At 62.7% G+C, this 11,944-nt stretch carries 15 protein-coding genes; 11 read left to right on the top strand and 4 right to left on the bottom strand.

Going from position 1 to position 11,944, the window contains the following annotated elements:
• Window positions 1-78 precede the first annotated feature (78 nt).
• Complete coding sequence (locus CJD35_RS09330) at window positions 79-561, bottom strand: winged helix-turn-helix transcriptional regulator (protein ID WP_019053964.1); 483 nt, start codon at window positions 559-561, stop codon at window positions 79-81.
• Window positions 562-672: 111 nt separating this feature from the next.
• Here CJD35_RS09330 and CJD35_RS09325 point away from each other — a divergent pair, with 111 nt between their 5' ends.
• The 3 genes from CJD35_RS09325 to rplL all read left to right on the top strand — a co-directional run bounded on the left by CJD35_RS09325 (window position 673) and on the right by rplL (window position 4,124).
• Window positions 673-2,778: a RelA/SpoT family protein gene (locus CJD35_RS09325; protein ID WP_017181082.1), complete on the top strand. Its 2,106-nt coding sequence runs from the start codon at window positions 673-675 to the stop codon at window positions 2,776-2,778.
• A gap of 383 nt (window positions 2,779-3,161) precedes the next feature.
• Window positions 3,162-3,677 carry a 50S ribosomal protein L10 gene (gene rplJ, locus CJD35_RS09320; protein ID WP_017181081.1) on the top strand — a complete coding sequence of 172 codons (516 nt, stop codon included), beginning with the start codon at window positions 3,162-3,164 and terminating at the stop codon, window positions 3,675-3,677.
• A gap of 72 nt (window positions 3,678-3,749) precedes the next feature.
• Entirely contained in the window at window positions 3,750-4,124 is a 375-nt protein-coding gene (rplL, locus tag CJD35_RS09315; protein WP_017181080.1) for a 50S ribosomal protein L7/L12, read from the top strand.
• Window positions 4,125-4,322: 198 nt separating this feature from the next.
• Here rplL and CJD35_RS22375 read toward each other — a convergent pair whose 3' ends face one another.
• A complete protein-coding gene (locus CJD35_RS22375) occupies window positions 4,323-4,643 on the bottom strand; it encodes a hypothetical protein (RefSeq protein WP_017181079.1) in 321 nt (106 codons plus the stop codon).
• 35 nt (window positions 4,644-4,678) lie between these two features.
• Between CJD35_RS22375 and CJD35_RS22370 the strand changes: the two genes are divergently transcribed.
• From CJD35_RS22370 to CJD35_RS09290, 5 genes are all read left to right on the top strand, one after another.
• Window positions 4,679-5,128, top strand: coding sequence for a hypothetical protein (locus tag CJD35_RS22370; protein WP_140159547.1), 450 nt, complete (start codon window positions 4,679-4,681; stop codon window positions 5,126-5,128).
• Between the two features lie 213 nt (window positions 5,129-5,341).
• Window positions 5,342-5,788: an HPr kinase/phosphorylase gene (locus tag CJD35_RS09305; RefSeq protein WP_017181078.1), complete on the top strand. Its 447-nt coding sequence runs from the start codon at window positions 5,342-5,344 to the stop codon at window positions 5,786-5,788.
• The gene (rapZ, locus tag CJD35_RS09300; RefSeq protein ID WP_017181077.1) at window positions 5,785-6,723 is read left to right on the top strand and encodes an RNase adapter RapZ; all 939 of its coding nucleotides are present in this window, start codon (window positions 5,785-5,787) and stop codon (window positions 6,721-6,723) included. Before CJD35_RS09305 ends, rapZ begins: the two co-directional genes overlap by 4 nt.
• A gap of 22 nt (window positions 6,724-6,745) precedes the next feature.
• On the top strand, window positions 6,746-7,150 hold the full coding sequence (locus CJD35_RS09295) for a PTS sugar transporter subunit IIA (protein ID WP_017181076.1): 405 nt from the start codon (window positions 6,746-6,748) through the stop codon (window positions 7,148-7,150).
• A complete protein-coding gene (locus CJD35_RS09290) occupies window positions 7,147-7,419 on the top strand; it encodes an HPr family phosphocarrier protein (RefSeq protein ID WP_017181075.1) in 273 nt (90 codons plus the stop codon). The genes CJD35_RS09295 and CJD35_RS09290 overlap by 4 nt, the downstream gene beginning before the upstream one ends.
• Before the next feature lie 116 nt (window positions 7,420-7,535).
• On the opposite strand, the gene CJD35_RS09285 is transcribed toward CJD35_RS09290, so the two are convergent.
• Window positions 7,536-8,615, bottom strand: a complete 1,080-nt coding sequence (locus CJD35_RS09285; protein ID WP_026002051.1) for an AI-2E family transporter — start codon at window positions 8,613-8,615, stop codon at window positions 7,536-7,538.
• Window positions 8,616-8,742: 127 nt separating this feature from the next.
• Between CJD35_RS09285 and CJD35_RS09280 the strand changes: the two genes are divergently transcribed.
• Genes CJD35_RS09280 through CJD35_RS09270 form a run of 3 tightly spaced genes read left to right on the top strand, consistent with a single transcriptional unit; the run spans window position 8,743 to window position 11,384 of the window.
• Entirely contained in the window at window positions 8,743-9,540 is a 798-nt protein-coding gene (locus CJD35_RS09280; protein ID WP_017181073.1) for a TrmH family RNA methyltransferase, read from the top strand.
• Between the two features lie 23 nt (window positions 9,541-9,563).
• Window positions 9,564-10,844 (top strand): MFS transporter, encoded by a 1,281-nt coding sequence (locus CJD35_RS09275; RefSeq protein WP_017181072.1) that lies wholly within the window; start codon window positions 9,564-9,566, stop codon window positions 10,842-10,844.
• Window positions 10,845-10,892: 48 nt separating this feature from the next.
• Window positions 10,893-11,384 (top strand): DUF4402 domain-containing protein, encoded by a 492-nt coding sequence (locus CJD35_RS09270; protein ID WP_086485406.1) that lies wholly within the window; start codon window positions 10,893-10,895, stop codon window positions 11,382-11,384.
• Between the two features lie 12 nt (window positions 11,385-11,396).
• Here CJD35_RS09270 and CJD35_RS09265 read toward each other — a convergent pair whose 3' ends face one another.
• Window positions 11,397-11,924 carry a GNAT family N-acetyltransferase gene (locus tag CJD35_RS09265; RefSeq protein WP_017181070.1) on the bottom strand — a complete coding sequence of 176 codons (528 nt, stop codon included), beginning with the start codon at window positions 11,922-11,924 and terminating at the stop codon, window positions 11,397-11,399.
• Window positions 11,925-11,944 lie beyond the last annotated feature (20 nt).

The raw sequence follows: 11,944 nt of genomic DNA, 5'->3' as shown, positions 1-11,944 counted from the left end.
AGCCTAGGCGATTTGAAGCGGCTGGTGAAGCCGCCGCCGCCCAGGACGTCCTCACCCTGGCCGCGTTGCGCCCGCCCGTCAGGCGGCGGCAGCGGAATCCTCCGCCATCGGGGTGACTTGGTCGGGACACAGCCAGACCAGATCGTTCAGGTCCAGTTCGCGCCCGTCATGCGCCTGTATCGTGACCCTGCGGATCGGCAAGCCGTCGCGCCGGTCGGCCAGCACCTGGCACGACACGGTGCCGCAGCTCCATTTTTCGCCCCACTGGCGCAGGGCGATCATGACCGGGGCCAGTTCCCGCCCCTTTTCCGTCAGGCGATATTCCACCTTGCGCCGGTCGCACTGCATGGGTTGGCGCAGCATGATGCCGTTTTCGACCAGCCGGGCGAGGCGGTTGGCCAGGATGTTGCGGGCGATTCCCAGCGTCGACTGAAACTCCTCGAAATGGCGGATTCCCGACAGGGCGCCACGCAGGATAAGGAAAGACCAGCGCTCTCCCATCGCCTCCAGCGCACTGGGGAGCGCGCATTGTTCCAGATCCTGTGCCAGATTATGTTTCATGGTGATGACTAGATAGCCCAAAGCAGCGACAGTTGCAAAAGCGCTGTGTATTTAGGGCAGATGGGATTTTTTTGTTGCGCTGCAAGGCACTTCCCACACAATCGGGAAACGATGTTACGCCAGTATGAACTAGTCGAGCGCGTCAAACGCTATGATCCCAACGCGGATGAAGCGATGATCAACCGCGCCTATGTCTTTTCGGTCCAGAAGCATGGCAGCCAGAAGCGCGCCAGCGGCGACCCCTATTTCAGCCACCCGATCGAGGTGGCGGGCATCCTCACTGATTTCGGGCTGGACGACCAGACGATCGTGACCGCGCTGCTACACGACACGATCGAGGATACGCTGGTCACCTATGCGGAGATAGAGGCGGCGTTCGGCAAGGATGTCGCGCGCATGGTCGATGGCGTGACCAAGCTCTCCAAGATCGAGGCGATGAGCGAAAATGAGCGGGCGGCGGAAAATCTCCGCAAATTCCTGCTCGCCATGTCGGACGACATCCGGGTGCTGCTGGTCAAGCTGGCCGACCGGCTGCACAATATGCGCACGCTGCATTTCATCAAGAATCCCGACAAGCGCCGCCGCATCGCCAAGGAGACGATGGATATCTACGCGCCGCTCGCGGAACGGATCGGCATGTATGACTTCATGCGCGAAATGCAGTTGCTGGCCTTTCGCGAGATTGAGCCGGAAGCCTATGCCAGCATCACCCGGCGGCTGGAGCAGCTGAAGGAAGGCGGCCATGACAAGGTCGACCGGATCGGCGCGGAATTGCAGCTGTTGCTGGGCGGATCGGACATTCCGGTCACCGTGTCGGGGCGCGAAAAACATCCCTTCTCGATCTGGAAGAAGATGCAGGAGCGCCATATCAGCTTTGAACAGCTGACCGACGTGATGGCGTTCCGCGTGATTACCGAGACGACCGCGGACTGCTACCGCGCGCTGGGCGTCATCCACCAGACGTTCAAGATGGTGCCGGGCCGGTTCAAGGATTATATCTCCACGCCCAAGCGCAACGGCTATCGCTCGCTGCACACCACCGTCATCCATCAGGACAATGCCCGGATCGAGGTGCAGATCCGCAGCCGCGACATGCATCATGACGCCGAACTCGGACTGGCAGCGCATTGGGCCTACAAGCAGAAGGGCGACGCGAGCGACCGTAATGCGGCATGGCTGCGCGATCTGGTCGAAATATTGGAACAGAGCCAGGATGCGGACGAGCTGCTCGAACATACCCGCATGGCCATGTATCAGGACCGCATCTTCGCCTTCTCGCCCAAGGGGGAACTGCACCAGCTGCCCAAGGGATCGACCCCGGTGGACTTCGCCTATGCGGTGCATACCTCGCTCGGCAACCAGACAGTGGGCGCGAAGGTCAACGGACGGGTCGTGCCGCTGCGCACCAGCCTGGACAATGGCGATCAGGTCGAAATCCTCAAATCCGACGGGCAGGAACCGCAGCCGGGCTGGCTGACCTTCGCCATCACCGGCAAGGCGCGCGCGGCGATCCGCCGCTATATTCGTCAGAAGCAGCGTGGCGAGGAAGTCGCGCTGGGCGAAAAACTGTATGAGGAAATCGTCGGCCGCTTCTCTCCCGATCTGGCCAGCGAACTGGGCGACAAGGCGCTCAAGGCGGCGCTCAAGCGATTGAAGCTCGATGATCGCGCCGCGCTGATGGTGGCGATCGCGACGCATCGGCTGCTCGATTCGGAAGTGATGGAGGCGCTGGTTCCCGGCTCCACCACGGGCAAGGACATGGAACAATCCCATCCGCGCCAGCATGCGCCCATCTCCATCCGTGGGCTGACACCGGGCATCGCCTACAGCCTGTCCGATTGCTGCCACCCGGTGCCGGGCGACCGCATCGTCGGCATCCGCCGCACCGGCGGGCCGATCGAGGTGCACACGATCGACTGCCGCACGCTCGAAGCGGGGCAGGATGACGACTGGGTCGACCTGTCATGGGACAGCAAGTCGAAGGGCGGCACCGCGCGATTGCAGGTCATCGTCCAGAACCAGCCGGGCGCGCTGGCCGCGGTCACCAATGTGTTCGGCGCGACCAAGGCGAACATCCTCAACCTGCAACTGGTCAACCGCGAAGGCCCGTTCCACACCGACATCATCGACCTGGAAGTCGCCGACGCCCAGCATCTGATGCGGATATTGTCCGCGCTGCGCGCGCTCGACACAGTGGTACAGGCGGACAGGGTTTAAGGCATCAGCCGTTCGGGCTGAGTGAAGTCGAAGCCTTCCCCTGAGCGGAGGCGAAGGCACCTTGCTTCGCTCAGGGCGAACGGTGTCAGGAATTTCCGCGTGACATTGCGCCCCTTCCCCGCTAATGGCCCCGCAGCGAACCCCTTGCGGGTTCACCGTCCGAGACAGTTGGTGAGGGGAATCTGCCCCTCTTAATGTCCAGCCTAGACGGGGAAAAGTTCTTTACCGGGCGGGCCATCACGGTCTGTTTCGGGTCTGCCGCTTTCCTTCATATGGACGAACGGCCAGTCGATCTCTCCCCTTCGGACTAAACATCCCGTGTGCTTGCACGCGGGTTTTTGCCGTTCATCGGGTTTTCCGGTGGACATGAAGTGGAGAATGGCATGGATCGTAATCAGAAATCTGAGGTCGTCACCACGCTGAACGCTACTTTTGCCGACCTGGGTGTTGTCGTGGTCACACGTAACCTGGGCATGACCGTCGCACAGTCGACGATCCTGCGGCAGAAGATGCGCGAAGCTGGCGCGTCCTACAAGGTTACGAAGAACAAGCTCGCCAAGATCGCGCTGAAGGACACGCAATACGAAACGATCAGCTCCATGCTGACCGGCCCGGTTGCGCTGGCCACCTCGGCCGATCCGGTCGCCGCCGCCAAGGTGGTGATCGATTTCGCCAAGACCAACGACAAGCTTGAGATCGTTGGCGGCGCAATGGGCGGTGTGCTGCTCGATGCAAATGGCGTCAAGGCGCTCGCATCGATGCCCTCGCTGGACGAACTGCGTGCAAAGATTGTCGGCCTCATCCAGGCCCCGGCAACCAAGCTCGCCACCGTCATCCAGACGCCGGCTTCGCAGCTCGCTCGTGTCTTCAACGCCTATGCGGAGAAGGAAGCGGCCTGATCGGTCGCAACCAGCTTCCTGTAATCGTTTCAACATATTGCGGGGTTCACCCCGTTTAGAAGGAAAAATATCATGGCAGACATCAACGCACTGGTCGAACAGCTTTCGGCCCTGACCGTCCTCGAAGCCGCCGACCTGTCGAAGGCTCTGGAAGAAAAGTGGGGCGTTAGCGCCGCCGCAGCCGTCGCCGTCGCTGGCCCCGCCGCTGGCCCCGCCGCCGCCGCTGCTGAAGAGCAGACCGAATTCGACGTGATCCTGACCGGCGACGGTGGCAAGAAGATCAACGTCATCAAGGAAGTCCGCGCCATCACCGGCCTGGGCCTGACCGAAGCCAAGACCCTGGTTGAGTCGGCTCCCAAGGCGATCAAGGAAGGCGTGAACAAGGAAGAGGCCGAGAAGGTCAAGAAGCAGCTTGAAGAAGCCGGCGCAACCGTCGAACTCAAGTAATCGGGATGCCTCGCTTCATGCGAGGCTGACCGGCTGGCCTTTGGGCTGGCGGATATAGGGCGGTGCCGAAAGGTGCCGCCCTTTTTCTGTGTTGCGATATTGCGTTCGCACTCTCCGTCATCCCGGACTTGATCCGGGATCCCTTCACCGGGCGGTCGTGATTCTACGAGAGGTAGAGCCAGTGGATCCTGACTTTCGTCAGGATGACGGCAGTGGTGATGGCGGGTGACGACCAATTTTTGCCGCTCCCGCCGTGCCGTGCACATCCCGATTGCAGACGTCGCCCATCGTGATATTTTCAAGCCCATGAAAGTTCGCCAGAAGAAGTTGCGGTTGACCGAAGCGACTGCCCACTATCTGCGGCAGATCGGGCGGAAGGCGCAAAAAGGCGAGGAACCAAATGATCGCGGCTTTGATCGCAAACTCGATGAAAAACTCAAGCGAATGCGGCCGGAAGACGTTGATGCCCTTTTTCGCGGCGAAGATGATTAGCGCCTTAACGGCGGCGACGGTGACCACTTGCGGTCCCGCCCATGCTTCGGCACCATCCTCACATGCAGACGCAAAACAAAAAACTTGCGATGATTGTTGCGGTAACATCTGCAACGCTATTGACGTCTTGTTCGCCTAGTCCAATCGAAATTTATGCGTGCCTCCTCGGGAAAAATCTCGCTTTTCATGTGGAGAATACGCGCGGTTGGTTCTCAGATAGCGTTGCCCGACCTTGGAGCGTGTCAGTATTCGAATATCGAACCAGACTGGCTTGGGAGACGAAAGTACCCTTCGGCCTGGCTGACAATCGGGAACATACATATCAGCCGCAGCGAAGCATCATTCTTTACGGTGATCGGTATGTTGGTTGGGAAATCCAACAAGAAGCTCAACCGCTGATCAGAGGAAAGAACTACATCGTGACGATTTGGTCTGACGGCGGTAAGGGCCACTTGGACATGATTTACGGCACCGAGCTTCCTTCATGTCCCAACGGCAGCCAAAGCCGTTAAGCGTCCAAAAGCCGCCAGTCCGCTACCCACCACCTCCCCGTCATGCTGACGAAAGTCAGCATCCAGTGTCACGCACACCACCCTGTATCCCGCCGTGCGCCGCAATGACGAAGCCCCCGCGCAACCGCCCCCCTCCCCGCCCCACAGTGGCACGCCCCTGTCCCAAAAACCCGTTCCCACTTTCCCCCAGTCTGTTCTACAAGTGGAACAGATATGCCGCGCGCCCTTTCATCCGAAACGCTTCATGCGACCAGCGTGGCCATTGGCGGCCGCGCGGTGCTGCTGTGCGGGGTGAGCGGGATCGGGAAGTCGGACCTTGCGCTACGGCTGATCGACCGAGGGGCGGTGCTGATCAGCGATGATTACACGCTGGTCAAGCGGGTGGACGGGCAACTGGTCGCCACTGCACCCGCGACCATCATCGGCAAGATGGAGGTGCGCGGGCTTGGCATCGTGGCGATGCCCCATGTCGCCGACGTGCCGGTCGCGCTGATCGTCGATCTGTTCGACAAGGTCGACCGGATGCCGCTGGAGCCGGTCATGCGCACGGTGGCCGGGATCAACGTGCGCGTCGTCAAAATCGCGCCGCTGGAAGCCTCCGCGCCGATCAAGGTCGAACTGGCGCTGCGGATGCCGGATCGGGGGGCGGACACCCCATGACCCAGTCTCACCCCAAATCCATCCTCCTCCTGTCCGGCCTGTCGGGCGCGGGCAAGACCACGGCGCTCAAAACGCTGGAGGATATGGGCTGGGAAGTGGTGGACAATCTGCCGCTGGTGCTGCTCGACCGGCTGCTCGACACCCCCCTACCCGCGGGCCATGCGGGCGCGGACGACCGGCCGCTGGCGCTCGGCATCGACGCGCGCACGCGCGGGTTCGATGCCAATGCCATCGTCCAGCGGATCAAGGCGCTGCGCGACAATCATGGCCATGATGTCGAAACCCTGTTCCTCGACTGCTCCGGCACCGAACTGGAGCGCCGCTTTGCCGAAACCCGGCGGCGCCATCCGCTGGCGCTCGATCGCCCGGCGGCTGACGGGATCGCGCGCGAACGCGAACTGACCGAGCCGCTGCGTCGCTGGGCCAGCCAGGTGATCGACACCACCAGCTTCTCCAGCAACGCCCTGCAACAGGCGATCCGCGACCGTTTCTCGCGTGAGCGGCTGTCGGACCCGGTGCTGACCATCTTGTCCTTCGGCTTTTCGCGCGGGATGCCGCGCAACGCCGACCTGATGTTCGACATGCGTTTCCTGCGCAACCCGCATTGGGACGACGCGCTGCGGGACAAGACGGGGCAGGACGCGGACGTCGCCGCCTATATCATGGCGGACCCCGCCTATGAGGAAGCGGTCGGCAAGATCGAGGAACTGCTCAAAATAGTGTTGCCGCGCTACGCAGAGGCCGGGAAAGCCTATATTACCGTGGCGTTTGGCTGCACCGGGGGACGGCATCGGTCGGTCCATGTGGCCGAACGCGTCGCCAGATACTTGCAAGACGCGGGCTTTTCGCCCACGGTCTCGCACCGCAATATGGAATCGGCGCCACAGGATAGTCTGGAGAAGCGCCCACCGGGAGGCCCGAAAGCAATATCATGAAGCAGGTGGGCCGCAAAAGCACATGATCGGACTTGTACTCGTCACCCATGGGTCGCTTGCGACCGAATTCGTCGTCGCGATGGAGCATGTCGTCGGCCCGCAACAGCAGATCGAAACGATCTGCATCGGGCCGGATGATGACATGGAATTGCGCCGCGCCGACATCGCGACCGCCGTTGCGCGCGTGAACGACGGCAGCGGCGTCATATTGCTGACCGACCTGTTCGGCGGCACCCCATCCAATCTGGCGATTTCGCTGCTCAAGGCGGGCGAGATCGAGGTGATCGCGGGCATCAACCTGCCCATGCTGATCCGGCTGGAAAGCGCGCGCAAGGTGATGGACGTGAAAGCCGCCGTCGCCGCCGCGCGGGAGGCGGGACAGAAATATATCAGCGTTGCGTCGGAACTGTTGGGCAGCACCACATGAATGAAGTCAGCCAGTTAGTCCTCATCAGCAACAAACGCGGCCTCCACGCCCGCGCGAGCGCCAAATTCGTGACGCTGGCCAGCGGCCTGCCCGCCAACATCATCGTCAGCAAGGATGGCAGCGACGTGACCGGCACCTCGATCATGGGGCTGATGATGCTGGGCGCGGCCATGGGCGACAGCATCACCATCAAGGCAACCGGGCCGGACGCCGCCGATTCCCTGGGCAAGCTGGTCGGCCTGGTCGAAGACAAATTCGGGGAAGAGTAGACATATCCGTTCGCCCTGCGCGAAGTCGAAGGGCTCAACCGACCGCAGGGAGGCACGTCGCTCCGCTCAGTGGATGGCTTCGACAAGCGCGGCCCGAACGGATGTAGCCTGCGGCCCTATTGCCCCACTTCGCCTTCCCGCCGCATCTGGGTAAAGATGTTCCACGTCGCGATGAACAATGCCGCGATCACCGGGCCGATGACGATGCCGTTAAAGCCGAACATCTCGATCCCGCCCAGCGTCGAAATCAGCACGACATAGTCAGGGATTCGCGTTTCGCGGCCAACCAGTATCGGGCGCAGCAGATTGTCGACCGATCCGATGATCAGCGCCCCGGCCCCCACCAGCACCGCGCCCTGCCAAATCGCCCCGGTCGCAAACAGATAGAGGGCGACCGGCGCCCACACCAGCGCCGATCCGATGGCGGGCAGTAGCGAAAATGCGCCCATCAGCACGCCCCACAGCAGCGCGCCCTGAATGCCCAGCATCCAGAAGATGACCCCGCCGATAAAGCCCTGCACGATGGCGACCACCAGGCTGCCTTTCACCGTGGCGCGGATCACCACGACGAAGCGGTGCAACAGCGCCTCGCGCTGATGCGGGCGCAGGGGCGCAGCATCGGCGAAGCGTTGCGACAGCCGTTCCCCGTCGCGCAGCAGGAAGAAGGCGAGATAGAGCATGACGCCCAGCGCAACGATGAAGCTGAACGCCCCCTGCCCGATCAGCAACGCCTGCCCGGCCAACGTACGGAAACTGCTGGTAATGCCGTTGGTCACGGTGACGCGGGCGGCATCGAAATTGCTGAACCCGATCCGCCGTAACATGCCATGCGCCCATTCCGGCAAGCCGTTCTGCATCTGCGCGAACATGCGCGCAAAATCGATCTTGCCCGACTGGATCTGGGCATAGAAATGCACCGCTTCCTGGATCAGCGCGACCGACAACAGGATGGCGGGGATGATGACGATCGCAATGATCAGCAGCAGCGTCAGCAGCGCCGCACTGTTGCGATGACCCGGCATCCGGGCCGCGATCCGCTGGTTTATGGGCCAGAACAGGACCGCGATGATCACGCCCCACAGCACTGCGGCGAAGAAAGGCTCCAGCACAAGGGCAAAGGCTATCGTGACCAGAATGACGAGGCCGAGGAAGAATCCGTCCTCGATGCGGTTGTGGTTGGTATGCGGCGTGGTCATTTCACCCCCGTAAGCAAGATCGGGCGGCAAATCCATGGGGGTGCGCGCAGGTTCCATGCCCCCTGTCCTTTTATGCAATCCGCCGGTAGAGAAGCCGCTTCTTCCGCCAATCGGGAACAGACGCAACGTGGCACGCGAAATCACCGGATTTTCCAACCCGCTGGTGAAGCGCGTCCGATCCCTGCGCGAAAAGAAATTTCGCAAGGCCGAAGGGCTGTTTCTGGCCGAAGGCTTGCGCATCCTGACGGAAGCGCGCGAGGAAGGCGTGCTCCCTGAAATGCTGTTCCATGCCGGGTCCGCCCACCCGCTGGCGATCGATCTGATCGCGGCGATGGAGGCGGCAGGCGGCGACGTCATCGAAACGTCCGCCGACATCCTCTCGAAAATCAGCGGCAAGGACAATGCGCAGGCCGTGGTCGGCGTCTATCGCGACCGGCTGACCCCGCTGGACAGGCTGGACCGCAACAGCGCCGACATCTGGATCGTCGCGCAATCGCTGCGCGATCCGGGCAATCTGGGCACGATATTGCGCACCGGCGATGCGGTGGGCGCAGGCGGGCTGATCCTGATCGACGATTGCGTCGACCCCTTCTCGGTCGAATCGGTGCGCGCATCGATGGGCGCGCTGTTCACTCAATCGATCACCCAGACGCGCTGGGGCGAATTCATGCACTGGTTGCGGCAGGGACCGGGCGAACTGATCGGCACCAGCCTGAAAGCCACGCAGGATTATCAGGAACCGCGCTATCAAAGCCCGTCCTTCCTGCTCGTCGGCAATGAAGCGCAGGGACTGCCCGAATCCTACGAGGCGGAATGCGACCTGCTGGTCAAGATGCCGATGCTGGGGAAGGCCGACAGCCTGAACGCGGCGGTGGCGACCGCCGTGATGGCCTATGAACTGCTGAACCAGAAAAGAAAGGGTTGAGGATGGCGGGTGCGGGGGCACGGATGAGCGGCATCGGTGAAATGTGGCGGTACAAGCGGGTGCTGACCGCCAGCCTGGTCGGCACGGCAGTCGAGTTTTACGACTTCTACATCTATGCGACCGCCGCCAGCCTGATCTTTCCCTCGCTCTTCTTTCCCTCCTCCTCCCCCACCGCGCAGCTGATGGCGTCCTATGGCAGCCTGGCCCTCGCCTTCTTCGCGCGTCCTGTGGGCGCAGCGGTGTTCGGCCATTATGGCGATCGCGTCGGGCGAAAGGCGACGCTGGTCGCATCGCTGATGCTGATGGGCGGCTGCACCCTGTTGATCGGCTTCCTGCCGACCTATGCGATGATCGGCTATTGGGCGCCGCTCATCCTGTGCGTGCTGCGCTTTGGTCAGGGCTTCGGGCTGGGCGGCGAATGGGGCGGCGCGGCCCTGCTGGCGGTGGAAAATGCGCCGCCCGGCTGGCGCGCGCGCTTCGGCATGTTCCCGCAGCTAGGTGCGCCGGTCGGCTTCATCGCCGCCAACGGCCTGTTCCTGATCCTGGGGGCGCTGCTCAGCGAACAGGATTTCCTGGCCTGGGGCTGGCGCTTGCCGTTTCTGGGCAGCGCCGTGCTGGTGATATTGGGCCTGTGGGTGCGCCTCAAACTCACCGAAACCCCGGAATTTGCCGCTGCGCAAAAGGAAACGCCGCCGCCCGCCGTACCGCTCGCTACCCTGCTTTCCACCCATCTGGGTGCGGCGATCGCCGGCACCTTTGCCTGCGCCGCCTGCTTTGCGGTCTATTATATCGCCACCGCCTTTGCGCTTGGTTACGGCACCACCGCGCTGAGGATCGACCGGGAAATCTTCCTCGCCATCCAGTTGGGGGCCATCCTGTTCATGGCGGCCAGCATCATCCTGGCCGGATGGTGGGCCGACCGCAGCAGCCCCACCACTGCCCTGGCCTGGGGCTGTGTCGGTACGGTCGGGATGGGGCTTGTCTTTGGTCCGCTGATCGGCACCGGCGCGCTGCTGCCCATCTTCGTGGCGCTCAGCCTCGCGCTCTTCATGATGGGCTTCATCTACGGCCCGCTGGGCGCCTATCTGCCTGCCCTCTTCCCGATCCAGTTGCGCTACACCGGCGCGTCCTTCGCCTTCAATCTGGGCGGCATCATCGGCGGCGCGCTGGCCCCGATCGTCGCGACCTGGCTGATCGGGGTGCAGGGCGTTGCGCTCGTCGGCCTCTATATGTCGCTGGCCGCGTTGATCAGCCTGGGCGGCCTGTGGTGGACCAGCCGCGGGCGCAGCTTGCCGGATCACTGACAAACAGCGTTAATTCGGGCTTTACCATGTCGTGGCAAAGCCGGTCGGATGACGATCCGACGCCTGATCTTGGCTGCCAGCATGATGCTGGCATTGGCGACCGCCCCGGTCGCCAGTGCTGCGCCTGCGACCGGCGGGTCCAGCGCGACGATATTGGGCGCGCTGCGGATCGAGAAAACAAGCGATCTCAATTTCGGGCAATTGGCGGTGCCCGGCCAGCCGGGCGTCGTGCGAATTCGTGCCGACAATAGCCGCGTGTGCAGCAACGGGCTGGTCTGCATGGGCAGCGCCAGCGCGGCGGCCTTTACCCTGCATGGCCGGCCAAATGAGCGGGTGGAAATCAGTCTCGACAAATCGACGGTGAACCTCACCAACGCGGCTGGCAATCGCATATCGGCCAGCCTCAGCCAGTCCCATTCGCACATCCGCCTGAACGGGGGCGAAGCCGTGTTCCAGATTTTCGGCACGCTACAGGTCCGCGCCAATCAGGCGCCCGGCGCCTATCGCGGCAGTTTCAGCGTATTGGTCCAATATGATTGACCGCACGGCCGGTCAAACAACAGCCTTGCGCATCAGCATCATCGGCACGCCGCTATCCTGGAAAGCGCGCACGTCGACAAAGCCGAAACTGCGATAGAGCGGCGCGCCCGCCAATGTGGCGGACAATTCCAGCGCAGCAAAACCTTCCGCCCACGCCGCGGCCTGGCAGAGCGAGAGGACGAGCGTGCCCACGCCTTTGCGGACATGGTCGGGATGGGTGTACATCGCCCGCACCTTCGCCGCCTCCGTCGCCGGATCGAGCAGCCGGTCGTCACGCCCCGCGCTGTGATTGCCGCCATAGGCCGTCGCGCGACGGCTCCACCCGCCACAGCCCGCGATCGCATCCCCCACCTCCACCACGAAATAGGTGCCATCTGCGATCAGGCGGCTGTCCAGCCCCATGAAGGCATGGCTGGCCCGTACCTGATCAGGCGTGAGGAACGGCCGTTGCAATTCATCGATCGCCCGCCGCATCAACGCGGCAAGCGCGGGTTCGTCGGCCAGAGTGGCAAGGCGGTGGGTCAGAGTGCCAGTCATCATGAGCACCTCTTGAAACGGCA

Source organism: Sphingobium xenophagum (assembly GCF_002288285.1).
GTDB classification, from domain to species: domain Bacteria; phylum Pseudomonadota; class Alphaproteobacteria; order Sphingomonadales; family Sphingomonadaceae; genus Sphingobium; species Sphingobium xenophagum.
The sequence above is the reverse complement of the archived record's forward strand: the minus strand, read 5'-3'. Positions and strand labels throughout refer to the sequence as shown.

Excerpts from the sequence above, each read along its gene's own strand:
- CJD35_RS09330 (WP_019053964.1), bottom strand. The coding sequence starts at position 561 with ATGAAACATAATCTGGCACAGGATCTGGAACAATGCGCGCTCCCCAGT.
- CJD35_RS09285 (WP_026002051.1), bottom strand. The coding sequence starts at position 8,615 with ATGACCACGCCGCATACCAACCACAACCGCATCGAGGACGGATTCTTC.
- CJD35_RS09265 (WP_017181070.1), bottom strand. The coding sequence starts at position 11,924 with ATGATGACTGGCACTCTGACCCACCGCCTTGCCACTCTGGCCGACGAA.
- CJD35_RS22370 (WP_140159547.1), top strand. The coding sequence starts at position 4,679 with ATGCAGACGCAAAACAAAAAACTTGCGATGATTGTTGCGGTAACATCT.
- CJD35_RS09270 (WP_086485406.1), top strand. The coding sequence starts at position 10,893 with ATGACGATCCGACGCCTGATCTTGGCTGCCAGCATGATGCTGGCATTG.
- CJD35_RS09275 (WP_017181072.1), top strand. The coding sequence starts at position 9,564 with ATGAGCGGCATCGGTGAAATGTGGCGGTACAAGCGGGTGCTGACCGCC.
- rapZ (WP_017181077.1), top strand. The coding sequence starts at position 5,785 with ATGACCCAGTCTCACCCCAAATCCATCCTCCTCCTGTCCGGCCTGTCG.
- rplJ (WP_017181081.1), top strand. The coding sequence starts at position 3,162 with ATGGATCGTAATCAGAAATCTGAGGTCGTCACCACGCTGAACGCTACT.
- rplL (WP_017181080.1), top strand. The coding sequence starts at position 3,750 with ATGGCAGACATCAACGCACTGGTCGAACAGCTTTCGGCCCTGACCGTC.
- CJD35_RS09290 (WP_017181075.1), top strand. The coding sequence starts at position 7,147 with ATGAATGAAGTCAGCCAGTTAGTCCTCATCAGCAACAAACGCGGCCTC.
- CJD35_RS09295 (WP_017181076.1), top strand. The coding sequence starts at position 6,746 with ATGATCGGACTTGTACTCGTCACCCATGGGTCGCTTGCGACCGAATTC.
- CJD35_RS09305 (WP_017181078.1), top strand. The coding sequence starts at position 5,342 with ATGCCGCGCGCCCTTTCATCCGAAACGCTTCATGCGACCAGCGTGGCC.
- CJD35_RS09325 (WP_017181082.1), top strand. The coding sequence starts at position 673 with ATGTTACGCCAGTATGAACTAGTCGAGCGCGTCAAACGCTATGATCCC.